General features: G+C 62.3%; 23 protein-coding genes and 1 pseudogene. 9 read left to right on the forward strand and 15 right to left on the reverse strand.

Translation table 11 applies throughout. The features are described 5' to 3' along the window. Nucleotides 1-121: 121 nt before the first annotated feature. Nucleotides 122-1612, forward strand: a complete 1491-nt coding sequence (locus ACF8O8_RS18440; RefSeq protein ID WP_350298287.1) for a sensor domain-containing diguanylate cyclase — start codon at nt 122-124, stop codon at nt 1610-1612. On the opposite strand, the gene ACF8O8_RS18445 is transcribed toward ACF8O8_RS18440, so the two are convergent. Next, the gene (locus tag ACF8O8_RS18445; RefSeq protein WP_014589713.1) at nt 1609-2085 is read right to left on the reverse strand and encodes a PA2169 family four-helix-bundle protein; all 477 of its coding nucleotides are present in this window, start codon (nt 2083-2085) and stop codon (nt 1609-1611) included. The genes ACF8O8_RS18440 and ACF8O8_RS18445 overlap by 4 nt on opposite strands. 201 nt (nt 2086-2286) lie before the next feature. On the opposite strand from ACF8O8_RS18445, the gene ACF8O8_RS18450 reads away from it, so the two are divergent. Further along, nucleotides 2287-2508: a DUF3820 family protein gene (locus ACF8O8_RS18450; protein WP_049586403.1), complete on the forward strand. Its 222-nt coding sequence runs from the start codon at nt 2287-2289 to the stop codon at nt 2506-2508. 147 nt (nt 2509-2655) lie between these two features. On the opposite strand, the gene ACF8O8_RS18455 is transcribed toward ACF8O8_RS18450, so the two are convergent. The 3 genes from ACF8O8_RS18455 to ptsP are packed head-to-tail and all read right to left on the reverse strand — an operon-like array spanning nt 2656 to nt 8195. Continuing rightward, nucleotides 2656-4398, reverse strand: coding sequence for a PTS fructose-like transporter subunit IIB (locus ACF8O8_RS18455; RefSeq protein WP_350298288.1), 1743 nt, complete (start codon nt 4396-4398; stop codon nt 2656-2658). Next, the gene (gene pfkB / locus ACF8O8_RS18460; protein ID WP_010952030.1) at nt 4395-5342 is read right to left on the reverse strand and encodes a 1-phosphofructokinase; all 948 of its coding nucleotides are present in this window, start codon (nt 5340-5342) and stop codon (nt 4395-4397) included. The genes ACF8O8_RS18455 and pfkB overlap by 4 nt, the downstream gene beginning before the upstream one ends. Beyond that, on the reverse strand, nt 5343-8195 hold the full coding sequence (ptsP, locus tag ACF8O8_RS18465) for a phosphoenolpyruvate--protein phosphotransferase (protein WP_010952029.1): 2853 nt from the start codon (nt 8193-8195) through the stop codon (nt 5343-5345). Between the two features lie 284 nt (nt 8196-8479). Here ptsP and cra point away from each other — a divergent pair, with 284 nt between their 5' ends. Together cra and ACF8O8_RS18475 are read left to right on the forward strand one after the other, a co-directional pair. Beyond that, nucleotides 8480-9475, forward strand: a complete 996-nt coding sequence (gene cra, locus ACF8O8_RS18470) for a catabolite repressor/activator (RefSeq protein ID WP_003247312.1) — start codon at nt 8480-8482, stop codon at nt 9473-9475. 2 nt (nt 9476-9477) lie between these two features. Beyond that, complete coding sequence (locus tag ACF8O8_RS18475) at nt 9478-10254, forward strand: TatD family hydrolase (RefSeq protein WP_392510207.1); 777 nt, start codon at nt 9478-9480, stop codon at nt 10252-10254. Nucleotides 10255-10298: 44 nt separating this feature from the next. Here ACF8O8_RS18475 and ampE read toward each other — a convergent pair whose 3' ends face one another. The 3 genes from ampE to ACF8O8_RS18490 form a co-directional block, all read right to left on the reverse strand. Beyond that, a complete protein-coding gene (ampE, locus tag ACF8O8_RS18480; protein WP_010952026.1) occupies nt 10299-11129 on the reverse strand; it encodes a regulatory signaling modulator protein AmpE in 831 nt (276 codons plus the stop codon). Continuing rightward, nucleotides 11126-11698 (reverse strand): 1,6-anhydro-N-acetylmuramyl-L-alanine amidase AmpD, encoded by a 573-nt coding sequence (ampD, locus tag ACF8O8_RS18485; RefSeq protein WP_010952025.1) that lies wholly within the window; start codon nt 11696-11698, stop codon nt 11126-11128. Before ampD ends, ampE begins: the two co-directional genes overlap by 4 nt. Nucleotides 11699-11786: 88 nt before the next feature. Beyond that, the gene (locus tag ACF8O8_RS18490; protein ID WP_392510208.1) at nt 11787-13946 is read right to left on the reverse strand and encodes a DUF1631 domain-containing protein; all 2160 of its coding nucleotides are present in this window, start codon (nt 13944-13946) and stop codon (nt 11787-11789) included. Nucleotides 13947-14189: 243 nt separating this feature from the next. On the opposite strand from ACF8O8_RS18490, the gene nadC reads away from it, so the two are divergent. Next, nucleotides 14190-15038: a carboxylating nicotinate-nucleotide diphosphorylase gene (gene nadC / locus ACF8O8_RS18495; RefSeq protein ID WP_012051209.1), complete on the forward strand. Its 849-nt coding sequence runs from the start codon at nt 14190-14192 to the stop codon at nt 15036-15038. A 75-nt stretch (nt 15039-15113) separates the two neighbouring features. On the opposite strand, the gene trxB is transcribed toward nadC, so the two are convergent. Further along, a complete protein-coding gene (gene trxB, locus ACF8O8_RS18500) occupies nt 15114-16076 on the reverse strand; it encodes a thioredoxin-disulfide reductase (RefSeq protein WP_003247318.1) in 963 nt (320 codons plus the stop codon). Between the two features lie 330 nt (nt 16077-16406). Here trxB and cysZ point away from each other — a divergent pair, with 330 nt between their 5' ends. Continuing rightward, a complete protein-coding gene (cysZ, locus tag ACF8O8_RS18505) occupies nt 16407-17135 on the forward strand; it encodes a sulfate transporter CysZ (RefSeq protein ID WP_010952022.1) in 729 nt (242 codons plus the stop codon). 44 nt (nt 17136-17179) lie between these two features. Here cysZ and ACF8O8_RS18510 read toward each other — a convergent pair whose 3' ends face one another. From ACF8O8_RS18510 to ACF8O8_RS18530, 5 genes and pseudogenes are all read right to left on the reverse strand, one after another. Beyond that, a complete protein-coding gene (locus ACF8O8_RS18510) occupies nt 17180-17797 on the reverse strand; it encodes a GAD-like domain-containing protein (protein WP_392510209.1) in 618 nt (205 codons plus the stop codon). A 342-nt stretch (nt 17798-18139) separates the two neighbouring features. Beyond that, nucleotides 18140-18763: a GAD-like domain-containing protein gene (locus ACF8O8_RS18515; RefSeq protein WP_392510210.1), complete on the reverse strand. Its 624-nt coding sequence runs from the start codon at nt 18761-18763 to the stop codon at nt 18140-18142. A 15-nt stretch (nt 18764-18778) separates the two neighbouring features. Next, on the reverse strand, nt 18779-20116 hold the full coding sequence (locus ACF8O8_RS18520; protein WP_392510211.1) for a DUF6861 domain-containing protein: 1338 nt from the start codon (nt 20114-20116) through the stop codon (nt 18779-18781). 225 nt (nt 20117-20341) lie between these two features. Beyond that, on the reverse strand, nt 20342-20773 hold the full coding sequence (locus ACF8O8_RS18525) for a methyl-accepting chemotaxis protein (RefSeq protein WP_370626866.1): 432 nt from the start codon (nt 20771-20773) through the stop codon (nt 20342-20344). 162 nt (nt 20774-20935) lie between these two features. Then, nucleotides 20936-21679: pseudogene (locus ACF8O8_RS18530) on the reverse strand (PAS domain-containing protein); the annotation flags it as partial. 157 nt (nt 21680-21836) lie between these two features. On the opposite strand from ACF8O8_RS18530, the gene ACF8O8_RS18535 reads away from it, so the two are divergent. Then, complete coding sequence (locus tag ACF8O8_RS18535) at nt 21837-23027, forward strand: glycosyltransferase family 1 protein (protein WP_010952016.1); 1191 nt, start codon at nt 21837-21839, stop codon at nt 23025-23027. Nucleotides 23028-23090: 63 nt separating this feature from the next. Here the strand turns inward: ACF8O8_RS18535 and ACF8O8_RS18540 are convergent, their stop codons facing one another. Together ACF8O8_RS18540 and ACF8O8_RS18545 are read right to left on the reverse strand one after the other, a co-directional pair. Further along, the gene (locus ACF8O8_RS18540) at nt 23091-23573 is read right to left on the reverse strand and encodes a glutathione peroxidase (protein WP_004575870.1); all 483 of its coding nucleotides are present in this window, start codon (nt 23571-23573) and stop codon (nt 23091-23093) included. Between the two features lie 145 nt (nt 23574-23718). Further along, entirely contained in the window at nt 23719-24204 is a 486-nt protein-coding gene (locus ACF8O8_RS18545) for a peptidylprolyl isomerase (RefSeq protein WP_003247325.1), read from the reverse strand. Between ACF8O8_RS18545 and ACF8O8_RS18550 the strand changes: the two genes are divergently transcribed. Both ACF8O8_RS18550 and pta read left to right on the forward strand, forming a co-directional pair. After that, entirely contained in the window at nt 24203-24505 is a 303-nt protein-coding gene (locus ACF8O8_RS18550; protein ID WP_010952015.1) for a DUF3565 domain-containing protein, read from the forward strand. The genes ACF8O8_RS18545 and ACF8O8_RS18550 overlap by 2 nt on opposite strands. Before the next feature lie 31 nt (nt 24506-24536). After that, nucleotides 24537-26624, forward strand: a complete 2088-nt coding sequence (gene pta / locus ACF8O8_RS18555; protein ID WP_010952014.1) for a phosphate acetyltransferase — start codon at nt 24537-24539, stop codon at nt 26622-26624. The last annotated feature ends 24 nt before the right edge of the window (nt 26625-26648 follow it).

Below are 26648 nucleotides of genomic sequence, written 5' to 3' on the forward strand. Positions count from 1 at the left end.
GGGTCCACGGCAAATCGAAAAGTACGGTACACCGTGCTTCCGTCGGACAAATCTTGTCCGACAATGCCCGCTTCCCTAGAATATCGCCGCCGCGAATGGCCCTGCCCACGCAGTAGCGAGCATGCCCACCCAATCCCCGCGTTTCGCAGTCTACAGGTCGCACCCCGAGCTGATCCTCAACCTGGGCAGTTGCCTTGCCGTGCTCGCCATCGTGGCCATCGTCAGCTACCTGCTTGCCCGCGAGCGCGAAAGTGTCGAGCAGTCGGCGGTGCGCTCGTCGAACAACATTGTGCAGCTGATCGAAAGCGACATCCTGCGCAACGTCGAACTCTACGACCAATCCCTGCAAGGCTTGATCTGGGCCGTCGGCCGCAAGGAACTGCCGGAAGTCCCCGGCCCGATACGCCAGCGCCTGCTGTTCAATGAAGCCTTCGTCGACCGCAAGCGCGGTGACGTGCTGTGGCTGGACAAGCAAGGCAATATCGTTGGCGACTCCACCAGCAGCGTGCCGCGCAAGGCTAACTTCGGCGACACCGGGGTGTTCAAGGCCCACCAGCACAATGCCAACCTCGGCTTGCTGGTGGGCCCGCCTTTCAAGGCCAAGCTTGGCGACCTGGACTGGTGTATCAGTTTCAGCCGGCGTATCTCCGGCCCCAATGGCGAGTTCGCCGGGTTGGCAGCGGGTGCGCTGCGCCTGTCGTACTTCAATGAGTTGTTCCAGCGCCTGGACATTGGCCACGACAGCAGCATCAACCTGTTCAATACCGATGGGCAGTTGCTCGTCCGCCAGCCCTACCGCGGGCAGGACCCACTGATTGGCACCTACTACACCGAACGGCCCAATTTCAAACGCATCCTCAGTGAACAGAGCGGTAGCTTCACCGCCCGCTCCCACGGCAGCGGCAAGCTGCGCATGTTCACCTTCGCCCGGGTCGCGCAGTTGCCCCTGATCGTGCTGGTGGCGCACTCGGCCGACGAGGTGTTCGAGTCCTGGCGCCGCACCGCCATTCTGGTCAGCGTCGCCACCGGCGGTCTGTGCGTGGGCATTCTCTGGCTGACTTTGCTGCTGGGCCGCGAACTGCGCCGCCGCCACGACGCCGAAGAAAACCTGGCCATGCTCGCTTCCACCGATAGCCTGACTGGCCTGGCTAACCGCCGCAGGCTGGACCATGTGCTGCGCCAGGAATGGGCCCGCGCCCAACGTAGCCGTAAGCCGCTTGCGATACTGATGGTGGACGTGGACCACTTCAAGGCATTCAACCAGCGCCATGGCCATGCCGGTGGCGACCATGCCTTGCGCGAGGTGGCCAAGGCCATCGAGGCATGCATTCGTCGCCCTGCGGATTTGGCTGCGCGCTATGGTGGGGAGGAGTTTCAGGTAGTGTTGCCAGAAACCGATCTGGCCGGGGCCCAGCTACTGGCTGAACGCATCCGCGCCAACGTCGAGGCGCTGGCGCCGTTTGCGGATGATGCCCACGCCGTGACCGTGAGCATCGGTATCGGTCTGTCCGGCACCCAGCAGGACCTTGGCAGGCTGCTGGGTGCTGCGGACGAAGCGCTCTACCGCGCCAAGGCCAATGGCCGCAATCGGGTAGAGGGCCCGCTCGATTAGGAGCGGGCGCGAGCGGCGTTGCGCAGGGCCTTCACCTGGTCATGGTTGCGCTGCACGCCTTGCAGCTGCTTTTCCACCAGGCTGTAGGTCATGTCGCTGGCAGTGCGGCCCAATTTCACCAGTTTCTCGCGGGCTTCCTTGTAGGCCTTGAGGGCGTGGTCCTCGCCACGCTCTACCTCGTTCAGCACTGCCTCCTCGTCCTTGCCGGTGACCATCGACTTGAGGTTGACCCAGCCGCGGTGCAGGTCGCCACTGATGCTGGTAGAAGTTTCCGGATCGCCGCCCAGGCGGCGCACTTCGCTCTGCAGCTCACTGGCAGCGTTGGCGCACTCGCCCGCACGCTGGACGAAGAACGCTTTCAGTTCGGGGTTCTTCACATCATCGGCCGAGGCCTTGAAACCTTTCTCGCCATCCTTGCTGTACTCGATCAGGTCGTTGAGTACATCGATCACGTCTTTGTTGGGGTTGCTCATGGTCGAACTCCTTGGCAGGTGATAGTCCACTATGGAATTGCAGTGTTCGTGCCACGCTTTCAAAAAATATAAATTTCTTACTATTCAATAACTTAAAAAAATAATTGCATCAGCTCTCAACGGCGTTCTGCATGATTGCCGCTTGGGGCTTCGTGCAGATTGCAGTATGGTCGGCACCTTTCCACAGCCAGGTGCGCGAAGATGAAGCCGGAAACCCTCGAACTACTGGTGACCCGCAGCATGCCGTTCGGCAAGTACCAGGGCAGGATCATTGCCGACCTGCCCGGGGACTACCTGGCGTGGTTTGCGCGCAAGGGCTTCCCGGCAGGGGAACTGGGCGGGTTGCTGGCGTTGATGCATGAGATCGATCACAACGGGCTGGGTGATCTACTGGTGCCGTTGCGGCAGAAGCATCGCAGTTGAAAGGCCAACGCGGACTCTGTGGGAGCGGCCTTGTGTCGCGAAAGGGCTGCGAAGCAGCCCCAGATTTTCAGCTTCGCAACTTAGATTGCCGGGGCCGCTTTGCGGCCCTTTCGCGACACAAGGCCGCACCCACAGAACGAGGTCTGCTCATACACTTTTAGCAGGCGCCACGGCCAACTCCACACGCTCGCTCTTCTTGATAACCGCATACACCACCGCTGTCACCAGGCTACCCGCCACAATCGCCAGCAGATAAAGCAACGCATGGTTGATCGCGTTGGGGATCAACAACACGAACAAGCCGCCATGCGGCGCCATCAGCTTGCAGCCAAAATACATCGACAATGCCCCGGTCAACGCACCACCGGCGATACTGGCCGGGATCACCCGTAACGGGTCCTTGGCGGCAAACGGAATCGCCCCCTCGGAGATGAAGCACAGCCCCAGCGCCAGCGCCGCCTTGCCCGCCTCGCGCTCGCTCTGGGCGAACTTGCGCCGGGCCAGGAAGGTGGCAATACCCAAGCCAATCGGCGGCACCATGCCGGCGGCCATGGTCGCCGCCATTGGCGCGTAGCTCGACGAGGCCAGCAGCCCCACCGAGAACGCATAGGCGGCCTTGTTGATCGGCCCGCCAAGGTCGACGCACATCATGCCGCCCAGCAACAGCCCCAGCAGGATGGCATTGGTGGTGCCCATGCTGTCGAGAAAATGCGTCAGGCCTTCGAGCATCGCCGCTACCGGCTGGCCAACCACGTAGATCATCACCAGCCCGGTGAACAGACTGGCCAGCAATGGAATGATAAGGATCGGCTTGAGCGCCTCCAGGCTGCTGGGCAAGCGCGCCCATCGGGCAATGGCCTTGGCGCTGTAACCGGCGAGGAAACCGGCGACAATGCCACCGATGAAGCCGGCCCCCAAGGTGCTGGCCAACAGGCCGCCGATCATGCCCGGGGCCAGCCCGGGGCGGTCGGCGATAGACCAGGCGATATAGCCTGCCAGTAGCGGAACCATCAGTTTGAAGGCAGCCTCACCGCCAATCTGCATCAACGCCGCCGGCAAGGTGCCCGCCTCTTTGTAGGCCTCGATACCGAACACGAACGACAACGCAATCAGCAGGCCGCCGGCCACCACCATCGGAAGCATGAACGAGACGCCGGTCAGCAAGTGCTTGTACACGCCGGTTTTCTCGCCCTTGGTCGGCGTGGTCGCCGCTGCAGCGTCGGCACCGTTTTCCACCGTGGCCTGCGCCAGGGCTTTGTCCAGGGTAGCGCGGGCCTGCTTGAGGGCAATGCCAGTACCACAACGGTAAATACGTTTGCCGGCGAAACGTGCAGTGGGTACTTCAATGTCGGCGGCCAGCAGCACCACGTCCGCCGCTGCGATGGCTTCAGCAGACAAGGGATTGCGCGCACCGACCGAGCCCTGGGTCTCGACGGTCAACTGGTAGCCCAGTTGCTGTGCGGCTTGCTGCAAGGCTTCTGCGGCCATGAAGGTATGGGCTACGCCGGTCGGGCATGCAGTGACGGCAACGATGCGAGCGCCAGCACTGCTAGCTGCGGCAGGAGCGCCTGTCACTGCGGCCAGCAGCTCGGCGTTGGCCGCCGCTTCGTCGAGAAAGCCTTCGCGATCAGCCAGCGCCTGGGACGGTGTGCTTTGGTACAGGCGCTTGCCGACGAAGCGGGCCAGGTCCACCGGCCCGGTGCTGACCACAAGCACCCAGTCAGCCTCGGCGATCTGTGCGGCGCTCAGTTGCCGCTCGGGGTGTTCAGTATTCTGCACTTCGACGCTGGTGCTCCAGCCGCGACGCTGGGCGGCGGCGGACAGCAAGCGTGCACTCAGTACACTCGATACCTGGCCATTGGGGCAGGCGGTGACTATGGCAATGTTCATCGGCAACCCTCTTGTTGTTCTGTCAGTTGCACGGCCGCTTCCAACTGCGCAAGGTGCTCGCGGTCATGGATGCCGAAGCCAACCTGGGTAACGGCCTGGGCGGCGATGGCAGTGGCCCGGGTCAACGTCTGCGCAGGCGCCTCGGCCAGCAGCAGGCCGTGGACCATGCCGGCCACCAGCGAATCCCCCGCCCCCACCGTGCTGGCAACCCGCACCTTGGGTGGGCGGGCCTGCAGGGCCAGATCGCGACTGAACCAACTGACGCCCTGCTCGCCCGCAGACACCACCACGTGTTCAACGCCACTGTCCAGCAGGCGCTTGGCGGCAGCGCGCTGTTGCGTCAGGTTATCCACAGCCAGGCCCAGCACTTCGCCCAGTTCTTCGGTATTGGGCTTGACCAACCAGGGCGCGCTTTGCAAGCCAACACGCAGGGCTTCACCACTGCTGTCCAGGACTACCTTGAGGCCTTGGGCCTTCAACCGTTCGAGCAACTGGCGGAACCAGTCGGCACTGATTCCACGCGGCAGGCTACCGGCCACCACCACGGCATCGTGACCGGGGGCAATCTGTTCCAGCCTGTGCAGCAAGGCACTGCGTGCCGCCTCGTCGACTTCCGGGCCCTGCCCGTTGATGTCGGTCACGCGGCCATCGGCCTCGACCAGCTTGATATTGCTGCGGGTTTCGCCCGGCACACGGACAAAGCAGTCGGTAAAACCGCGGCCGTCGATCAGCGCCTCGAAGGGCTGCAGATTGTCGCCCCCCAGGAAACCGCCCACGGTTACGCTGTGCCCCAGGTCGGCCAGTACCTGGGCAACGTTCAGCCCCTTGCCTGCGGCGTGACTGTGCTGCGCCTGGCTACGGTTGACCTGCCCTGGGCGCAGAGTGTCCAGGCCGATGGTGATATCCAGCGCAGGGTTCAGGGTGAGAGTGAGGATCTTGGCCATTCAGTAACGCTCCACCAGCGCGCGAACTGCTGCGGCGCTGTCCTGTTGCAGGGCCTCGCGCGCCAGGGCGCGGGCTGTCTGATGATCGGCCTGGCGAACCAGTGCCTTGACTTCGGCAATGCTGCGCGCGGAGACGCTGAGTTCGTCCACGTCCAGCCCCAGCAGCACGGCCACCGCCTGCGGGTCGGCTGCCAGCTCGCCACACACGCCCACCCACTTGCCGTGGGCATGGGCGGCGCGCACGGTCATGTCGATCAGGCTCAATACCGCCGGGTGCAGGCCGTCGGCCTGTGCCGAGAGGCTGGGGTGGCCACGGTCGATGGCCAAGGTGTACTGAGTCAGGTCGTTGGTGCCGATGCTGAAGAAGTCCACTTCGCGCGCCAATTGCGCTGCCAGCAGGGCCGCTGAAGGCACCTCGACCATAATGCCCAATTGCAGGTCGGCTACCGGGATTTCTGCACGCAGGCGCTCCACCATGGCCCGCGCCTCACGCCATTCGTGCACCTGGCCAACCATGGGGAACATGATACGCAACGGGCGCTGGTCGGCGGCCCGCAGCAACGCGCGCAACTGGTCTTCCATCACTTGCGGGCGCTGCAGGGTCAAACGCACACCGCGCACGCCGAGGAAGGGATTTTCCTCGGCAGCGATCGGCCAGTAAGGCAACGGTTTGTCGCCGCCAACATCCAGGGTGCGCACCACCAGCGGGCGCCCATCGAGGCCATCGAGCACGCGGCGGTACTCGGCTTCCTGGGTAGCCACATCCGGCGCTTGAGGGTGGGCCATGAAAATCAGTTCGGTGCGCAGCAGGCCGACACCTTCGGCGCCCTGCTCCACCACCTTGGCGATGCCGTTGCTATCGCCGATGTTGGCAAACACCTCGACGGCATGCCCATCACGGGTGATGGCCGGCTCGAAGCGGTTGGCCCAGGCGGCCTGCAGGCGTTGCTCGCGCAGGTCACGCTCGGCCAGCGCCCGCTGCAGCTCATCCGCTGGCGGTGCGACGCTGACCACACCACGCTGGCCATCGAGCAGCAGCGGCGTACCACTCTCCAACAGCAGTATCGATGCACCCGCGCCGACCACTGCTGGTATGCCCAACGCCCGGGCGACGATGGCACTGTGGGCCGTGGCGCCGCCCTGGGCGGTGACAATGCCGGCAACCCGGTTGGGGTCCAGGCGGGCGACATCGGATGGACCGACTTCGGTCATCACCAGCACATAGGGTTGCTCGGGTTCAACCTGCGCCTGCACACCACACAACTGCGCCAGCACGCGGCGGCCAATATCGCGCAGGTCGGCGGCGCGCTCGGCGAGCAGCGCATCGTGCAACGCCTCTTGCTGACGGGCCGCAGCTTCGATCACGGCCATCCACGCGGCCGCAGCGCTTTCGCCCTGGGCCAGGCGCTGTTCGACATCATCGGTCAGGGCCGGGTCGGCAAGCATTTCCTGGTGGGTGACGAAAATTTCGCCAATGGCCTTGTCGCTGCGCAGGACCAAAGCCTGCAGTTCGCCATTGACGGTAGCCAAGGCTTCGCGCAGTTTCTGCCGCTCCAGGGCGCACGATTCACCCCGCAAGGGATAGTCGAACTCACGCTCGACACAGACATGCGCCGGGCCGCTGGCAATGCCGGGGGCGGCGCCCACACCCTGGATACGGCTGCCGGCCGCTGGCGCTTGCAGTACTTCGGGGACGTCATCGGCAATGGGCGCGACGCTCTGCGGTAGCGGTTCCACCTCTTCACCCAAGCCTTGTTCGATAGCAGCCAGCAGCACCGGCAAGGCATCGGCAGCGATGCTCGGTTCGGCGACCAGTTCCAGTGCCTGACCACGGCGTGCGCCGAGGCTGAGCAGCTTGCTCAGGCTCTTCACCGATACGGCTGGCTGCGCGCTATCGACCAGGCGCACACGGATTTCCCCTTCAAAGCCTTTGGCCAGTTGTGCAAGCACCTTGGCCGGTCGCGCATGCAAGCCATGTGGATTGGCCAGCACGACCCGTGCGCTGGGCCAGTCCGCCGGCACTTCGCCGCCCAGCACTTCCAGCACCGCACGGCTGCTGGTGGCTTGGTAGAGCACCTGCCCACGGCCTTCGATCAGCACTTCGCACAGCCGCTCGAGCAGGGCCTCGTGAGCGGCGCCAAGGCTGGCCAGGCAGAACAGACCGTTGAGCGGCTGGTCGCGGTAACGCAGCGGCTGCTGCGGGGTGATGAAGGCCAGGCCTGGCTGACGAACCTGGCGCTCGCTGTGCAGCCACCACAGGCCCTCACCCAGCGGCAGCGGCTCGGCCTGCTGCAGCACGGCGGCAAAGCCACTGTCGACACAGTCGGCACGTTGCAGCAGGCGGGCACCGCGCCAGGCCAGTTCGTCGAAGTCTTCTGCCGGCACGTTCAGGCCGACCAGCTGCGCATCCAGCGCCAGCGCCTGGGGCGCGCCCTGCAGCAGCTTGAGCAGCGCTTCGGCAGAGCTGGCCCGGCGCAAGGCTTCGGCCAGGTCGGTCTCGCCCAGCGCCCGGGTCAACAGCTGCAGCAGGCGCAGGTGTTCGTCGGAGCGGGCGGCAATACCAATGGCCAGGTAGACCATTTGCCCGTCACCCCAGTCTACCCCCTCGGGGAACTGCAGCAGGCGTACGCCGGTGGCATACACCAGGTCACGTGTTTGCGGCGTACCATGGGGAATGGCGATGCCCTGGCCAAGGAAAGTGGAGCCTTGTGCCTCCCGGGCCTGCAGCCCTTGCAGGTAACCCTCGGCGACCAGGCCGTCCGCAACCAGCCGATCCGCCAGAAGGCGTAACGCCTCGGCCTTGTCGGCGGCCTTCTGGCCCATGGCTATCTGCTCATTGGCGAGCTCGAGCATGACCTTCTCCTTTTGCAGTTCCCGTTCGGGTACTGGAGTATTGTTGTGAAATTCACATAAAGGGCCAGTTCAGCAACCTTGCGCGGGTGGCAGCCGAGGCAGAAAATTCGGCAGCTGAAACGTTTAATCTGACCAGACGGCCACGTTACTCGATAATCTGCCCAGTAAAAAGCCCCATCCTGTCGGACAATTGCGACAATGGTCGTCTGCGCGTGATGCCTGTACCGGGTCAAACTACCCGGTCCGGCCTTACAGGCAGCCCCGGTAATAACAAGGAAAATTCGGTGAAACTCAGCGATATCGCCCGTCTGGCCGGTGTGTCCGTGACCACTGCCAGCTACGTCATCAATGGCAAGGCTGAACAGCAGCGCATCAGTAACAGTACTGTCGAGCGGGTACGCGCGGTGGTCGAAGCCCACGGCTTCACCCCCAACCCGCAGGCTGCTGGGCTGCGCAGCCGGCATACCCGCACCCTGGGCTTCATTCTCCCGGATCTGGAGAACCCCAGCTACGCCCGCATTGCCAAGCAACTGGAGCAAGGCGCACGCGCCCGCGGCTACCAGCTGCTGATCGCCAGCAGCGATGACCAGCCAGACAGCGAGCGCCAACTGCAGCAACTGTTCCGTGCGCGCCGATGCGATGCGCTGTTCGTTGCCAGTTGCCTGCCGCCAGAAGATGACAGCTACCGCGAGCTGCAGGACAAAGGCCTGCCGGTGATTGCCATCGACCGCCGTCTGGACCCCGCACACTTCTGCTCGGTGATCAGCGACGACCGCGATGCCAGCCGCCAGCTGGCCGCCAGCCTGCTCAGCTCGGCCCCACGCAGCATCGCCCTGATAGGCGCACGCCCCGAGCTGTCGGTTAGCCAGGCGCGTGCCGGCGGATTCGACGAAGCCCTGCAAGGCTATACCGGCGAAGTGCGCCGCTATCAGGGCGAAGCCTTCAGCCGTGAGTGCGGCCAACGCCTGATGCAGCAACTGATCGACGACCTGGGGGGCCTGCCGGATGCTCTGGTGACCACTTCGTACGTACTGTTGCAGGGCGTGTTCGACACCCTCCAGGCGCGCCCGGTCGACTCGCGCCAACTGCAGCTGGGTACCTTTGGCGACAACCAGTTGCTCGACTTCCTGCCGCTGCCGGTCAATGCCATGGCCCAGCAGCATGGCCAGATTGCCGCCACTGCGCTTGAACTGGCACTGGCCGCCATCGAGGAAAAACGCTATGAACCCGGCGTGCACGCCGTTGGCCGCACCTTCAAGCAACGCATCTCAGCGGCCTGAACATGCGCCTGATCGACACCCACACCCACCTGGACTTCCCCGACTTCGACGCCGACCGCCCGCGCCTGCTGGCCAACGCGGCGGCGCGTGGGCTGGAGCGAATGGTGGTGCTGGGGGTGTACCAGGCGAATTTCCAGCGGGTGTGGGAACTGGCCTGCGCCGAGCCGCGCCTGTTCGCCGCGCTTGGCCTGCACCCGGTCTACCTCGACCAGCATCGCCCTGAGCACCTGGTGCAACTGCGCGAGTGGCTGGAGCGCCTGCGCGACAACCCGCGGCTATGTGCCGTAGGTGAGTTCGGCCTGGACTATTACCTCGCAGACCTTGACAAGACCCGCCAGCAGGCGCTGTTCGAAGCGCAACTGCAGATGGCTTGCGACTTCGAACTACCGGCCCTGCTGCACGTGCGCCGCAGCCATGCCCAGGTGATTGCCACACTCAAGCGCTACAAGCCAGCACGGGCGGGGGTGATTCATGCGTTTGCCGGCAGCTACGAAGAGGCCCGCGAGTACATCAAGCTGGGCTTCCTGCTGGGGTTGGGCGGTGCGGGTACCTGGCCGCAGGCGCTGCGGCTGCGCAAGACCTTGGCGCGGCTGCCACTGGACAGTGTGGTGCTGGAGACTGACTCACCGGACATGGCACCGGCGATGTACCCGGGGGTACGCAACAGCCCGGAGCATCTGCCGGAAATTGCCACGGCGCTTGCGCACGTGATGGGGCTGGATGTCGAGGTGCTGGCACAGGCCAGCACCCGCAATGCTTGCACGTTGTTCGGCTGGTGAAGCTCGGGTGACCGGGATTCGCGTGGGATGCGATTGGCCCCGAATCAGACCAGCACGGTCCACAGCGCGAACCCGGCATACCACAGCACTGCACAGCGCAACAGCAGTTCCCACAGACTGTCCAGCCGCCCCAAACCGCGCTGGCTGTCCTCTTCTTCGGGAATGTCATCGGCAATCCGCCCCACCCGAGCCACCAGGTGCCCGGCGCTGATGTGCCAGTTGAGCACCTCGTGCAGCATCACCCGTGTCACCGCGAGGAAGTTGCCCACCAGGGCAAAGCTCAACGCCAACGCCCGCACCGGCAACCAGTCCATGATGTGCCGCAACTGCTCGGCACGCGCCTTCAAAGCCGGCTGCTTGCTGTGCTCACTACACAGCGCCAACAATCGATAAGCCAGCGCAGCGCCAGGGCCCAGTACGAAATACCAGAAGATCACCGCAAAAAAGCCCTGGTAAACCTGCCACAGCAAGTTACCCTGCACCCGCACCAGCAAGCTGTGCGGTTCATCGGCCACCAGGCCCAGGTCGCGCTCGGCCGCGTGCAGCGCCGCCTGATCGTCCCCCCGCCGCCAGGCATCACGAAACGCCCCAAGCGATGCCTTGGCATCGCCGCGGCCCAGGCTGTAGATCAGCACCAGCAGGTGCACCGGCAACGCCAGCAGACCATAGGCCACCGGCTCCAGCACATGCAGCAGCAACACCAGCAGCGCTACCGGCGCCAACACCAGGATGGCCAACGTCCACCATGGGTGCACCTTGCCGTTGCGTTCCAGACGCACCAGTTCGCCAATAAAGAACCCGTCGCGCTGCACCTGATGGCGCAGGGCCGAAAACTTCTCGACCCACAGCGCCAGCAACAACACCAGAAAACTCATGCCTTGTCCTCGTTGTGCTGCAGCGCCTGGCGGTAGCGCGACCAGTCGAAGGCCGGGCCGGGGTCGGTCTTGCGCTGCGGGGCAATGTCGCTGTGGCCCTGAATGCGGTTCAGGTCGATGGCTGGCCAGGCACTGCGGATGTGCCGGGTGAGTTGCTCCAGCACCGCATACTGGGCATCGGTATAGGGCAGGTCGTCGGTGCCTTCCAGCTCGATGCCGATGGAAAAGTCGTTACAGCCTTCGCGCCCGTCAAAGCTCGACACACCCGCATGCCAGGCACGGTCATGCAACGACACGAACTGAGTCACCGCGCCGTCACGCTCGACGAACAGGTGCGCCGACACGGTCAGGTGGTTGATGCTGGCAAAATACGGGTGTTCATCAGGGGCCAGGCGATTCTGGAAGAATTGCTGCACCTTGCCCGTGCCGAAACAGGCCGGGGGCAGACTGATGTTGTGGATCACCAGCAGGGAAATCGATTCGCCTTCGGGGCGCGCATTGAAGTTCGGCGATGGGCAGTGGGTGATTCCGATTCCGTGGAACCAGCCAGTGGCATAGTCCAATTGCATGGGCAGATCCTGAAAAACGCCGTGAACATGCCCACAGTATGCCCTGCGGCCAACGCCGTGTGCATGTGAATGATTGTAATGCGTCGGCCTATTGCGCCTGCCCTTGCCGCAAGCTTTCAAGTACCGCCTCCAGCGCCCGTTCGAACAACAGGCGATCATCCAGCACGCGCACTTCGTGCCGCTGCAGTGCCTGGGCCAGGCTGGCACTGCTCCACTCGCGCACTTTTATGCCGGTCCGGTTGGCGAACACCAGCCTGTCACTGCTGTCGATGCGCGCGACCAGCTTGCAGCGCAGTGGCTCATCCTCGTCGAGCACCTCGACCCAGGTGCCGATACGCAGGCGTTGCGCCTGGCGCAGCGCTGCAGCCTGCCCGTCGGCAGTGTGCAGGGGCACGCAGGCGGGTTCTTCGGCAATCGTCAGCACAATCTCTTGTTCTACCAGCACATCGCCCAAGGATTGGCCCTCCCCGCTCGGCAGCGCCTCTTTACCTGCGCAGGCGCGCAGGTGCAACTGTTCCAGTTGCAGGAAGAACTCGCGGGTCGCCACCGCGTCCAGAGCTACGCTTGCCAGGCCATCGCGCAGCGCCTTGAGCAGGCCTGGCACCTGCTGCAGCAAGGCTTGCGGCTCATGTGGCGGGGTGATGCTGGCCAGCAGCATGTCCATCGTCTGCACTGCGTCGCGCCAGGCCTGTGAGGCCTCGCCCTGTTTCAGCCAAGCCAACAGCAGTACCTGGCTCCAGGCCTGCACCAGCATTTGCACCACCACCTGCGGCAATACCCGACCGCGCAGGCGCTGGTTGAGCACGTGCTGCACCTGCTGCCTGGCCTGCATTGCCCGGGCACGGCCTTCTTCGGCGTCGCGAGTGCGTTGCTCCAGCAACTCGTTACGTCGCCGTTCGTCCTGATTGAATGCCAGGAAGTCGTCGAGCAGCTCGGCGAACAGGCTGGCATCGTCGGCAAAATCATTGAGCAAGCGCTGGACGATACGCTCTACCCGCATGTGCAAGCTGTCACGCTGGCACTCGCTGCCGCACTCCCAGCCAATCGCGGCGCCGGCGATTTCGTTGAGCAAACGGCGCGCCGGGTGGCTACTCCGGCTGAACAGCCCCTTGTCCAGTAATGCCACCTTGAGCAGGGGAATATGAAGGCGCGTAATCAGCGCCCGCAGGCTGGCCGGCAGGTTGTCGTCGTTGTGGATGAACGCGAACAGCAGGCCAACCAGGTTGATCATGTCTTCGTCAGCCACGTGAAGGCGCCGACGCGTACCGCTGCGCACACTCACCCGCAACAGCAGTTGCTCAAGCTGCTGGCCGAGCTCGAAGTCATCGGCCTCGTAGGTGGCGGGCACATAGCGCTGCAAATGCGACAGTAGCCGGAGCAGGTCGGCGGTACTGATCGGCTGGGCGGCAGCCACCGCGTGCAAGCGCGGAGCGAACTGCCCGCGCACCGGCGCCAGCAGTGCCTGCAACGAGGCAAACAACGCCTGCCCTGCGGCGTCCGCCCCCTCCTCCTGGCCAAGGTTCGCCGGCCTGGGCCGCGCACGCATGCGCCGGTCTTCGGCACGCCGGCGCGGCGCCGGTTGCAGCTCGGGCAGTACGCCGGCAGCGGCCAGCAACTGGTTGGCTTCGCCATAGATCACATCGACATCGCGCAGCACATAACGCTCGAACAGCTTCAGCAGCACCAGCTTGACCCGCAGGCCAACGCCCAGATTACGCCCGGCGTCGAGGAAGTAACGACACAGCGCGGCTGGCCCCAATGGGTTGTACTGCTCGTACAGGGGGCGGTCGAGCAATGCCTGCAAGCGCAGACCCAGTTGCTGCAGGGCGACGCCATCGCGTGACAGCACCCGCGCCACCATGCCCTCGATGGCGGCGGCCCGTTCCATTTGAGCCTTGCTGCGCGGCTTGCCCGGCTGGGCCAGGTTTGCCAGCAAGTCGACCTGGCCGGCGCGGAGGAAAGCATCATGGAACGTATCCAGAAAACCACGCTCGATGCTCTTGCGCTTCAGGCGCAGGTCACGCATGGCTTCGAAGTACAGGTTCTGGTCACCGCGGTCGAAGGCCTTGTCGGCCATTTCGAAGAGCGTGTCATCGGCATTGTCGAACAAGTCCTGCAGGCCCTGACGCAACTGCAACGCGGCCTTGTCGCGCACCTGCAGCAACAAGACCGGAAGGCAAGGATGAGGCGTACGCCCCCCTCGGTCGATGGTTGCCGCCAAGGGCACCACCTTGCCTTCTTTTTGCATCCTGGACTCCTTGCAGGGTGTCTTGCCCGAAAGGGCTGAAAAATCGTCAAAGCTATGACGCCAAATACTAGTCGCCATTATCGGTAAAAAATCGCATAGCTACCAGCGCCGTTTCGCTGGCTGGCTAATGACCCTGATCTGCTCCGATTACTCACGACGCCCGACCAAAGGTCAGCGCCAAGGCGGCTGTACACACCGGCCCCCTGCCCTATAATCGCGGGCACCTAGCTTGTGGAGCCGACCATGCCGAACCTACGCCTTGCCGACCTGACCGCTGAAATTGAAGCCAACGTGCGCCGCGCGCTGTTGGAGGACATCGGCAGTGGCGATATCACCGCGCAACTGATCCCGGCCGAGCGCCTGGCCAAGGCGACCATCATCACCCGTGAAAACTGCGTGGTCGCCGGTACCGCCTGGGTCGATGCCGTATTCCGCCAGCTCGACCCGCGCGTTGCAGTGCACTGGCAGGTGGCCGACGGTGAGCAGGCCACTGCCAATCAGCCGTTGTTCCACCTGGAAGGCCCGGCCCGTTCGCTGCTCAGTGGGGAGCGCAGCGCACTGAACTTCCTGCAGCTGCTGTCGGGGGTCGCCACCCGTGCGCGCTTTCTCGCCGACCTGGTAGCCGGCACTCAGGTGCGCCTGCTGGACACCCGCAAAACCCTGCCGGGCCTGCGCCTGGCGCAAAAATACGCAGTGACCTGCGGTGGGTGCGACAACCACCGCATAGGCCTGTACGACGCCTTCCTGATCAAGGAAAACCACATCGCCGCCAGCGGCGGCGTAGCCGAGGCGGTGGCCGCAGCACACCGCATTGCGCCGGGCAAGCCGGTGGAAATCGAGGTCGAAAGCCTGGACGAACTGCGCCAGGCGCTGGCCGCTGGCGCGGACATCATCATGCTCGACGAGCTGAACCTGGAAGAAATGCGCGAAGCCGTGCGCATTACCGCGGGCAAAGCCAAACTTGAAGCCAGCGGCGGGGTCAACGAAACGACCCTGCGGGTGATTGCCGAGACGGGGGTGGACTACATCTCGATTGGTGCCATGACCAAGGATGTGAAAGCGGTGGACCTGTCGATGCGACTGAGCCTGTGAGCTGATAGCAGACAATAAAAAACCGGCGCTTGGCCGGTTTTTTATTGGGGGCGCTTTGCACCCCTTTTTCTCAGATCAGAACGAGGCGTTGGCCAAACCGTCCAGGTAGCGCTCGACATCCAGCGCCGCCATGCAGCCCGCACCGGCCGAAGTGATGGCCTGGCGGTAAACGTGGTCAGCCACGTCGCCAGCGGCAAACACACCCTCGACGTTGGTAGCGGTGGCGTTGCCTTCGCGACCGCCATTGACTACCAGGTAGCCGTCTTTGAGGGTCAGCTGGCCTTCGAACAGCGAAGTGTTCGGGGTGTGGCCAATGGCGATGAACACGCCGTCGACCTTGATTTCGTCGCTACTGCCGTCGTTGTTCTTCAGGCGCGCACCGGTTACACCCATGTTGTCACCCAGCACTTCGTCCAGGGTGGCGTTGAGCTTGAGCTCGATCTTGCCTTCGGCCACACGGGCGTTCAGCTTGTCGACCAGGATCTTCTCGGCGCGGAAGGTTTCGCGACGGTGTACCAGGGTCACTTTGCTGGCGATGTTGGCCAGGTACAGTGCCTCTTCCACGGCAGTGTTACCACCACCGACCACGGCGACCGGCTTGTTGCGGTAGAAGAAACCGTCACAGGTGGCACAGGCCGAAACACCCTTGCCCATGAAGGTTTCTTCCGACGGCAGGCCCAGGTAGCGAGCGCTGGCGCCAGTGGCGATGATCAGCGCATCACAGGTGTACTTGCCGCTGTCACCCTGCAGGGTGAACGGCTTGTTGGCCAGGTCGACAGCGTTGATGTGGTCGAAGACGATTTCGGTTTCAAAACGCTCGGCGTGCTCTTGCATACGCTGCATCAGAGCCGGGCCGGTCAGGCCGTGGGGGTCGCCCGGCCAGTTGTCGACTTCGGTGGTGGTGGTCAGCTGGCCACCCGCCTGCATGCCGGTGATCAGCAGCGGCTTGAGGTTGGCACGGGCGGCATACACCGCAGCGCTGTAACCGGCAGGGCCGGAACCGAGAATGATGACGCGCGAATGACGTACTTCAGACATGTCGAACTCCTGTCGAGCGGGCCGCAGGGCCGGCATCGGTGTACCGGCTGCGCCAGCCAAGAAATTAAAAAGGACCCACGCAGCACTTGGGGAAGGCTAAAACGCGCAGGCCCGCAAAGCGAAAAGTTGAGCGCACTGTAGCGAGGTCGCAAAGATTAAGGAAATATCCTTAGACAATCCACCTCATAGGCATCGCCTATGCTGCGATTTCATCGATAAACAAGCCCCGGGCGCTTTTGTTACATCCCGTTTCCCGCCCACGGCGTGCCTTTCGTCGGCGCGGCAAACTCGGTAAGGTCAGCGCGTTTTCCTTCTCTGCGGAGTCTCTAGATGCAAGCCCCTGTCCTCTCTGGCCCCCAATACCTGCGCGAAGGCCTGAAACTGGTGCTGAGCCCCAACCTGCGGTTGTTCGTGCTGCTGCCTCTGGCGGTCAACCTGTTGCTGTTCGGTGGCCTGATCTACTTCGCCGGCCACCAGTTCGGCCTGTGGCTCGATGCCCTGATGCCCACGCTGCCTGACTGGCTTAGCTTCCTCAGCTACATCCTCTGGCCGCTGTTCGTTGCCTTGCTGGTGCTGATGGTGTTCTTCACCTTCACCTTGGTGGCCAATATCATTGCCGCGCCGTTCAACGGCTTTCTGGCGGAAAAGGTCGAGGTGGTAGTGCGTGGCGAAGACACCTTCCCAGCCTTCAGCTGGGGCGAGCTGGCAGCCATGGTACCGCGCACCTTCAGCCGCGAAATGCGCAAGCTGGGCTACTTCCTGCCACGCGCCATCGGCCTTTTCGTCCTGTCGCTGATCCCGGTGGTCAACGTGGTGGCTGCGCCGCTATGGCTGATCTTCGGCGTGTGGATGATGGCCATCCAGTACATCGACTACCCGGCGGACAACAACAAGATGAGCTGGCAGGACATGCTCGCCTGGCTGCGCCAGAAGCGCTGGCAGAGCCTGGGCTTTGGCGGCATCACCTACCTGGCGCTGATGATTCCAGGCGTGAACGTGCTGATGATGCCGGCGGCAGTGGCCGGGGCTACGTTGTTCTGGGTGCGGGAGCGGAGCTGAAGGAGCGAGGGGCTGCAGGGCAGCCCCTTTTTGCGGATTGCTTTTTAGAAGTCGGAGAAACTGTAGGGTTCGAGGGTGGCAATCTGAGAAAGCAGTATTAGATGTTCCACTGCCTTAACCTTCTCGAGGTTAGCAAGGTCGCTTGACCCGCCGAACGCCAAGGCTGGAACGAACCCATACATTTCATCATGCTTTAGCATGCCCAATTTCTTCTTTGCGGGCTCGAACATACCATCAAAGTCAACAGACGCCTTCTCTTTGCCAAGGAAGAAACCTTGCACTTCCCTGTCCATATCCGCCGCCGTCAACTCATATTCACTGCCCCTGTATCGTGAAATATGAGCCAAAATCTTTACTGAGAAACCCGTTTTCTCTCCAAAGAGATACAGGTCACCAAATGCGCCGCGAGCGATCAGGTGGTATCTATCCCGCTTCTCCAATATTGTGCCTTCGATAAGCGAGGCAGTTACCCCTTCATATTCCTGGGGGTTGACAGTCCAAAATATCCCGTCACCATACCCGCACCAACCGTGCTCACTCCAATACGCTAACAATTTGTTCGGCAAGATCCCTCTGTATCGATCCAGACTTGAGGGAGGAACCTCCTGTCGAAAAAACGGCTCACCAACTTGCTCTACAAACAGGGAAAAAACCTCATCCACGGTGAAACCCTCAAGCGACTAGCATTCATGGATTGTGCAAAGCTGCTAGAGATGACAGGGTTTCCTTTGCCTGCTTCACCGAGAGCTTTCTAGCTTCAATGGCATTCATAGTTATCATAAGATCTCTCTGAATTCTCTCCTGCAACTTAGAAGTTCAGCTATTCAGTTGTTACCGTGGGTAAGGCTGGAGATTTTTATCGTTCTTTAGATCGAGCGCCGCGCAGGCGAAACTCGATCCCATGGCCATTACAAATTATCAAAGACTCAACCGACTGGAAAACTGTTCCACTACATCCATCACCCGGGCGATTTCCTCGGTGGCGGTGCTGGCTGACTGCGGCATTAGTCTGGCTGCTCGGAAAAAGAGTAAGGTTGAAGATCTGTCAATTGCGCCAGAAAGATCAAGTGTTCAACAGCGCTGACTTTTTTAAGATGTTGCAGGGAGTCAGCCCCGCCCAGCATGAGCGCGGGGAAAAAGCCGTACATCTCGTCATGTTTAAGTCTACCCAGTTTTTCCTTGGCGGGATTGAAGAGACCATTGAAATCCATTGACTCCACTTCTCTTGACAAAATAAAGCCTTGAAGCTCAGTATTTAGTTGTTCCTTTGTGAATTCAGTTCGATAAAATATGTACTGAGACCCAACGCTTGTTATCTCCAATGAAAAGCCAGTTTTCTCTCCCCAAAGATACAAGTCGCCGAAGGCACTTCTCGCAATCAAATGATAGTTGTCGTGCGAAGCAAGTTCCGTGCCTGCGATCCAGCAGGAAACTACGGCGTCATATTCTTGCGGATCGACTAGCCAGAATATGCCCTCACCGTAGCCCCCCCACCCATGCTCGGACCAATATTCCAAAAGCTTGGGAGGAAGCTTGTCTCTGTATCTTTCGATTGTGGAGCCAGGTACTTCCCGGCGGTCAATCGGCGGACCGAAACTCTCAATCAAATTGGCAAATACTTTATCCATTTCAACCTTCTCACCTTAGCACTTATGTAATTTGACATTCATGCGGATTGAGCCTCTGGACTCCAGGGGTACCCTTTCGGCCGCTTTCTTTAAGTTGGGTATCCTGGTTTTCCATTGGGCGCCTATCACTGAGTTTACCTGGCGGTCCCCAAAGTCCGATATGACGTCTCTACCTCCGGCGACGAGATCCGGATTGTGCAGTGCTGCTGTAATTGACATCCGATTTCTGGCTTTTTCTATTGCAACCCGTTGCGCTTCAAATGGGCCCATGGTTTTCCTGAGCTCTTTTTCAATTTTTTCCTTGATAAATTCTTGCTCCTTTTTTCTCGCTCTCTGGGCGAGCCCTTTATTGCGCTGATTTGGGTTTTCAACTTTTTCCAAAAATTCTTCAACGGTCATCCAGTTGAGCCCGTCTTCCTGGCCATTCAACTGTCGTTTGAATTCGCCTATTTTGTATTCCGGTACTTTATCAGCTTTGAAACATTCAACGTTATGCAATGCCATCGCGCCCGGATGGGTCTTTGTTGGTGCTTTCCTGGGCTGATTCGGGCTAACGGGCTGCGGATCATCCATCGCCCCCTTGCGCCGCTCCGGCACCTGCAGATCCGGCCGTTTCTTCAACCCCTCTTCATGCTGGAGCATCCATTGCCCCAGCCGCGCGCCTTTGCGGCTGGCCGCCATTTCCTGGGCCAGCACCCGGGCATCGCCGCGCCCGCGGGTGAGGTACGACACAATTGCCCCCAACAACAGCACCACGACTTCCACATGGCCTTGGGCAATCTGATGCGTGGCCCGGGATATCGCATAGGGGTCGTCCCGGCAGAACGGGCCGGTGCCTTCATTGCCGCAGGTGCCTTCCCAGGCGAAGCGGATGCCATCGACGTAGTACTCGCCGATCCGCGGCAAGCCCTCGACGAAGAACTCGGCGATGGAAGCCAGCCCCAGCGCGCCAAGGATCCAGCCGCTGACCTTGAGGCCCATGGCCGCGCCTGCGCCGGCGAACGGAATGGTTCCGGCGCCGCCGGCGAATGCGCCTACCGTCGCGCCAAGCAGGCCACCGGTAATGGTGCTGCCGACGACGATCATCGCCATCTGCTGCACGACCCTCAGCAGTTCGTCGACGATGCTGTTGATGTCGAGGTCGGCGAAGCGCTGGCGTAGCAGGTGCGCCGCCTGCCATTCGGCGTGGTAGAAGGCTGTGCGGACAGCTTCGATCCGGCGCAGGTTGAGGCCCAGTGAGGCGACCTCTTCATTGAGGCTGGTGCGGAACTGGCCACCGCTTGGGTAGCCCACCATGGCGATGACACGTGACTCGATCTCGTGCCAGGAGGGCACGAGGTAATCCAGGTACATGAGGTGTCTCCCTGACAACGTGTGCAGGGGGAAATCCCATCATGGATTCGGATCGGAGGTTTCTGAGTCAGTTGTAGGAAAATGCGACTTCGTTTCCGGCATGCTCGGCGAAGTTCAGCTGTTCAGTTGTTGCTGTGGGTAAGGCTGGAAATTTTTATCGTTCTTGAGATCGAGCGCCGCGCAGGCGAAGCTCGATCCCATGGCCATCACAAACCCCAAGCCATATCAAAGACTCAGCCGGCTGGAAAACTGCCCCACCACATCCACCACCCGCTTCGCCCCGTCCTGGATCTCGACAATTACGCTGCCCGTCTCATCCGCCAGCGCCAGCCCCTGTTCGGCTTGGCGCTTGCTGGTGTCGATGATCGACACCGCCGCCTGCGCCAGTTGTTCGTTCTGCTGTACCACCCGGGCGATTTCTTCGGTGGCGGTGCTGGTGCGAGAGGCCAGTTGGCGCACTTCGTCGGCAACGACGGCAAAGCCCCGCCCTTGCTCGCCCGCGCGGGCAGCTTCGATGGCCGCGTTAAGGGCCAGCAGGTTGGTCTGCCCGGCAATGTCGCTGATGGTCTTGATGATCGAACCGATCACCCGCGACTGGGTATCCAGCGCCTGGATGCCGTCGGCGGCCTCTTGCATCGAAGCCTCCAGTCCACGCATCACGGTGACAGTCTGGGTGACCACTTCGGTGGCCTTGCGAGCACTGACATCGGTACCCAGCGAGGTGTTGTAGGCGACATCTGCCGCCTCGGCCACTGCCAGCTCCTGGTTGACCTGGTCGGTGATCACGGTGGCGAACTTGACCACCTTGTACAGCACATCGTGGGCATCGAAGATCGGATTGTACGAGGCCTCCAGCCAGATCACCCGGCCATGGGCATCGATGCGCTTGAAGCGCTCGGCAATATATTCGCCACGGCGCAGCCTTTCCCAGAACGCTTGGTAGCCAGCCGAGTTGACCTCCTGCGGTTCGCAGAACATGCGGTGGTGCTTACCGCGAATCTGCTCCAGGCGATAGCCGACGGTGGCCAGGAAACGATCGTTGGCAGTGAGAATGATGCCGTCGAGGTCGAACTCGATCACCGCAGTCGAGCGCATCAGGGCCTTGATCAGGCTTTCGTGCTCGCGTGAGGTCTCGATGGTTCGCGTGAGGTCGCTGGAATGCAGGGTGAAGTACTTGATGCGCCCCTCGCTGTTCTTCACCGGCTGCAGGATCGAGCGCAGCCAGGCTTCCTGACCATTGCCCCGCAGAAGACGGAACGCACCGTTCAGGTGTTCACCACGGCTGATCGCACTTTTCATGCGCTGGTAGAAGTCCAGCGACTTTACGTGGGCGGGGACGATGTCCTCGATATTGCGTCCAAGCAATTGTTCGGCACGGTAGAGCATCTCGCTCTCGAAATTGCCGTTGACCATCTCGATCCGTCCCTGAGGGTCGAGCTGCAGCACCAGCATCTCGCTGTCGAGACTACTCTTGACCTGTTCGATGGACATCAGGTCTTCGCGCAGTTGCCGGATTTCTTGCTTGAGCTTGTTGTTGAACATCACCGCTCTCCTGGAGCGCATCACGTAGTCGAATGCATCTTCATCGGCTGCCGGCTACACCTTCTTGAGTGCTGTGCGAGGAAATATTCATAAAGGCAAAAATGCCGGCAGTCAGGCGTCATCTTTACGTCACAAGGCGGTCACATTAGCGCAACCCGGCAGGCGGAAACTTTTTGTCATGAATACACCCGCCCTACGTATTACCCTGGTCAGCGAAACCTTCCCACCCGAGATCAATGGCGTGGCCAACACCCTTGGCCGCCTCAGTGATGGGTTGCGCCAACGCGGCCATGAGGTCGAGGTGGTGCGCCCGCGCCAGGCCGGCGAAGGGCACGTGCACAACGATCCGCAGCTGATGCTGTGCCGTGGCTGGGCGCTGCCGGGCTACCCGGGTTTGCAGTGGGGCGAGGTGTCGATGCACAAGCTGTTGCGCCGCTGGCGCCGGCAGCGCCCGGATGTACTGTACATCGCCACCGAGGGGCCGCTGGGGCTCAGCGCTCTACGCGCGGCCCGACGCCTGGGGGTGGCGGTGGTCAGTGGCTTTCACACCAACTTCCCGCAGTATTCCGGCCAGTACGGCCTGGGCCTGCTGGCGCGCCTGCTCACTCACTACTTGCGCTGGTTCCATCGGCGCACGGCAATCACCTTGGTGCCGAGTGCCAGCCAGCGCCTGGAGCTGGAGCGTCGCGGTTTCGAACGCCTGGAGTTGCTGGCCCGAGGGGTCGATGCCTGCCTGTTCAATCCGGCCCGGCGCAGCCAGGCCCTGCGCGAAAGCTGGGGGCTAGGCCCGGAGGACATCGCCGTACTGCATGTCGGGCGGCTGGCGGCGGAAAAGAACCTTGGCTTGCTACGGCCTTGCTTCGAGGCATTACGCAAGACGTATCCACAAAAGCGCCTGCGCCTGATCATGGTCGGCGACGGGCCTCAGCGCACCAAGCTCGAACAAGAGATACCGGACGCCGTGTTTTGCGGCGCCCAGCGCGGTGAACGACTGGCCGAGCACTATGCCAGCGGCGACCTGTTCCTGTTCCCGAGCCTGACCGAGACCTTCGGCAATGTGGTGCTCGAAGCCATGGCCTCAGGGTTGGCGGTAGTTGCTTATGACGAGGCGGCCGCCGCGCAGCATATTCGCCATGGCCACAGTGGCGCGCTGGCGATGCCGGGGGACCAGGCGGCGTTTGTCGATGCAGCGTGCTGGTTGCTGGAAGAAGTGGAGACCTTGCGCAGGGTGCGCCTGAATGCGCGACAGCATGCCAGCCGCCAGGGCTGGCCGGCGATTGTCGAACAGTTCGAGGGGTATCTGAACAGCGCATGCCGGCAACCTGGTGCTACGGCTGGGCGTTCTGCGCAATGTTTGCAGCGCCTGTGAGATCCAGCGCCGCCCGCGCGGCACTCGATCTCACAGGTGCCAAAACATCACGTCAGGCACTCTTCAGGCCAGGGCTTTCTCGATGGCCTGCACCACCGCTGGGTCATCCGGCGCCGTGCGCGGCGAGAAACGCGCCAGCACCCGGCCATCCTTGCCCACCAGAAACTTCTCGAAATTCCAGGTAATGTCACCGGGGAACTCGGCCCCCTCCCCTGCCAGCAGGCGGTACAACGAATGGCGCTGCGGCCCGTTGACCTCCAGCTTGCTCCCCAGCGGGAAACTGACCCCGTAGTTGAGGCTGCAGAAGTCCTGGATTTCCTTTTCGCTACCCGGTTCCTGCCCGGCAAACTGGTTGCACGGCAGGCCAAGCACATTGAAGCCCTTGTCCTTGTAGATCTGGTAGAGGTTTTCCAGGGCCTTGTATTGCGGCGTCAGGCCACATTTGGAGGCAACGTTGACCACCAGCACCACTTGGCCCTTGAAGGGTGCGAGGGGCAGCTCTCCGCCGTTCAGCGCTTCCAGTTTCAGGTCGTGAAATGCACTCATGATGAAATCCCCTCTCAGGTTCCCGGTTGCCGTGCAGGCGAATTCCGCCCACTAAAAAGGCGCTCGTCCAAACCGTTCACCTCCCGTAGGAAGGCAAATCGGCTTGCCCGAGCGCCTGGCGACTTTCTGAGCTTAGCGCAGAAAATCAGTGGTGATGGCCACCTTCACCGTGGATGTGACGGTGAGCGATTTCTTCGTCGCTGGCGTCACGCACGTTCACAACCTTGACCTGGAAGGTCAGGCGCTGACCGGCCAGTGGGTGGTTGCCATCAACGGTGACGTCGTCGCCGTCGATGTCGCGGATGGTGACGATCTGCATCTGGCCGTCCGGCGCCGAAGCGTGGAACTGCATGCCCACTTCCAGCTCGTCGACACCTTCGAACAGGCTACGGTTCAGGGTGCTGACGAGTTCGGCCAGGTACTCGCCGTAGGCCTCTTCAGGTTCAATGGAAACGTTCAGTTCGTCACCAGCCTGCTTGCCTTCCAGGGCTTTTTCCAGGCCCGGGATGATGTTGCCGGCACCGTGCAGGTAAACCAGCGGCGCGCCACCGGCGGAGCTGTCGATGGTCTCCCCGGCGTCGTTGGTCAGGGTATAGTCGATGGAGACAGCCTTGTTGGCGGCGATCAGCATGGGGCAAGACCTTTTGCAAAAGAATGTAGAGCGGACAAGTGTAACCTTGCCATCGTCCGATTGCGAACGTGGTGCAGACGAGCAACGGCCCATCAGTCGGATCAACGGCTTTCATCAGGACGAAGAAGGCCACTGGGTGGCGGAACTTTCGTGCGGCCATACCCAGCACCTGCGCCACCAGCCGCCGTGGCAGGCACGCCCCTGGGTGCTCGACCCGGCACAACGTGCGCAACACATCGGCCAGCCTTTCGCTTGCGGCTGGTGCGCACAAGGGGCCGATAGCGCTACCCTTGACCGCTAATTTCTTGCACCGCTTATTTCGAGAAGCACGCATGCAGACATTTTTCATTGCGCCGACCGACTTTGGTGTCGGCCTGACTTCGATCAGCCTGGGCCTGGTGCGCACCTTGGAGCGTGCCGGCCTGAAGGTCGGCTTCTTCAAGCCTATCGCCCAGCCCCACCCGGGTGACACCGGCCCCGAGCGCTCCACCGAACTGGTCGCCCGCACTCACGGCATCAAGCCACCGGTCCCACTGAGCCTGGCCCACGTCGAGCGCATGCTCGGCGATGGCCAACTGGACGAGCTGCTTGAAGAAATCATCCGCCTCTACCAGCAAGCCTGCGTCGGCAATGACGTGGTTGTGGTCGAGGGAATGGTGCCCACGCGCCACGCCAGCTACGCAGCGCGGGTCAACCTGCACCTGGCCAAGAGCCTGGATGCCGAGGTAATCCTGGTATCGGCCCCGGAAAACGAAGTGCTCAGCGAGCTGTCTGGCCGGGTCGAACTGCAGGCCCAACTGTTTGGCGGCCCACGCGACCCGAAAGTGCTGGGGGTGATCCTCAACAAGGTGCGTACCGACGAGAGCATGGCGGACTTCGCCACCCGCCTGCGCGAGCACTCGCCATTGCTGCGCGGTAATGACTTCCGCCTGCTTGGCTGCATCCCCTACCAGCCCGAGCTGAACGCACCGCGGACCCGCGATGTGGCCGAGCTGCTCGGCGCCCAGGTGCTCAATGCCGGCGATTACGAGCAGCGGCGCATGAGCAAGATCATCATCTGTGCACGCACGGTGGCCAACACGGTCCCGCTACTGACCTCGGGCACCCTGGTGGTAACCCCGGGCGACCGCGACGACATCATCCTCGCTGTCAGCCTGGCAGCGATCAATGGCGTCCCCCTGGCCGGCTTGCTGCTGACCAGCGACAGCAAGCCTGACGTGCGTATCCTTGGCCTGTGCCGCGGTGCCCTGCAGGCCGGCCTGCCGATCCTTTCGGTCAGCACCGGCTCGTACGACACCGCCAACCAGCTCAACTCGCTGAACCGCGAAATCCCGGTGGACGACCGCGAGCGTGCCGAGTTCATTACCGACTTCGTCGCCAGCCACCTCGACGCGGCCTGGCTGCACCAGCGCTGCGGCACGCCGCGCGAACTGCGCCTGTCACCGGCAGTGTTCCGCTACCAGCTGATCCAACGTGCGCAGCAGGCCAACAAGCGCATCGTCCTGCCAGAAGGCGCCGAGCCACTGTTGGTGCAGGCCGCAGCCATCTGCCAGGCCCGCGGCATCGCCCGCTGTGTGCTGCTGGCCAAACCCGAAGATGTTGACGCCGTGGCCCGCGCCCAAGGCATCACGTTGCCGCCAGGGCTGGAGATTCTCGACCCCGAACTGATTCGCGGGCGCTACGTGGAACCCATGGTCGAGCTGCGCAAAAGCAAGAACCTCAACGCACCGATGGCCGAGCAGCAGCTGGAAGACCCGGTGGTGATCGGCACCATGATGCTGGCCCTGGACGAAGTGGACGGCCTGGTCTCTGGCCTGGTGCACTCCACGGCCAACACCATCCGCCCGGCCCTGCAGCTGATCAAGACCGCACCCGGCTCGAGCCTGGTCTCGTCGGTGTTCTTCATGCTGTTCCCCGAGCAGGTGCTGGTGTACGGCGACTGCGTGATGAACCCGCACCCAAGCGCTGCCGAGCTGGCGGAGATTGCCCAACAGAGTGCCGCCTCGGCGCAGGCCTTCGGCATCGCGCCACGGGTGGCGATGATCAGCTATTCAAGCGATTCGGCCAGCGATGAAGAGGTCGAGAAAGTGCGCGAAGCGACACGCCTGGCACAGGACGCGGCGCAGGAGCTACTGATCGATGGGCCGTTGCAGTATGACGCAGCGGCCAACCCGGCGATCGCCCGAGAGCTGGCGCCGGCTAGCCCGGTGGCCGGGCGCGCCACGGTGTTCGTGTTCCCCGACCTGAATACCGGCAATACCACGCACAAGGCGGTACAGCGCAGTGCCGACGGGGTCAGCCTGGGGCCGATGCTGCAGGGTTTGCGCAAGCCGGTGAACGACTTGCCGCGAGGGGCGCAGGTTGACGATATCGTGCATACCATAGCCCTGACGGCGATTCAGGCCAGCGTGGCGCGCTAAAAGCAGAGGCTTCTTTGCAAGCCT

The sequence above is a fragment of the Pseudomonas sp. TYF_14 genome (genome assembly GCF_043105275.1).
GTDB classification, from domain to species: Bacteria; Pseudomonadota; Gammaproteobacteria; order Pseudomonadales; family Pseudomonadaceae; genus Aquipseudomonas; species Aquipseudomonas alloputida.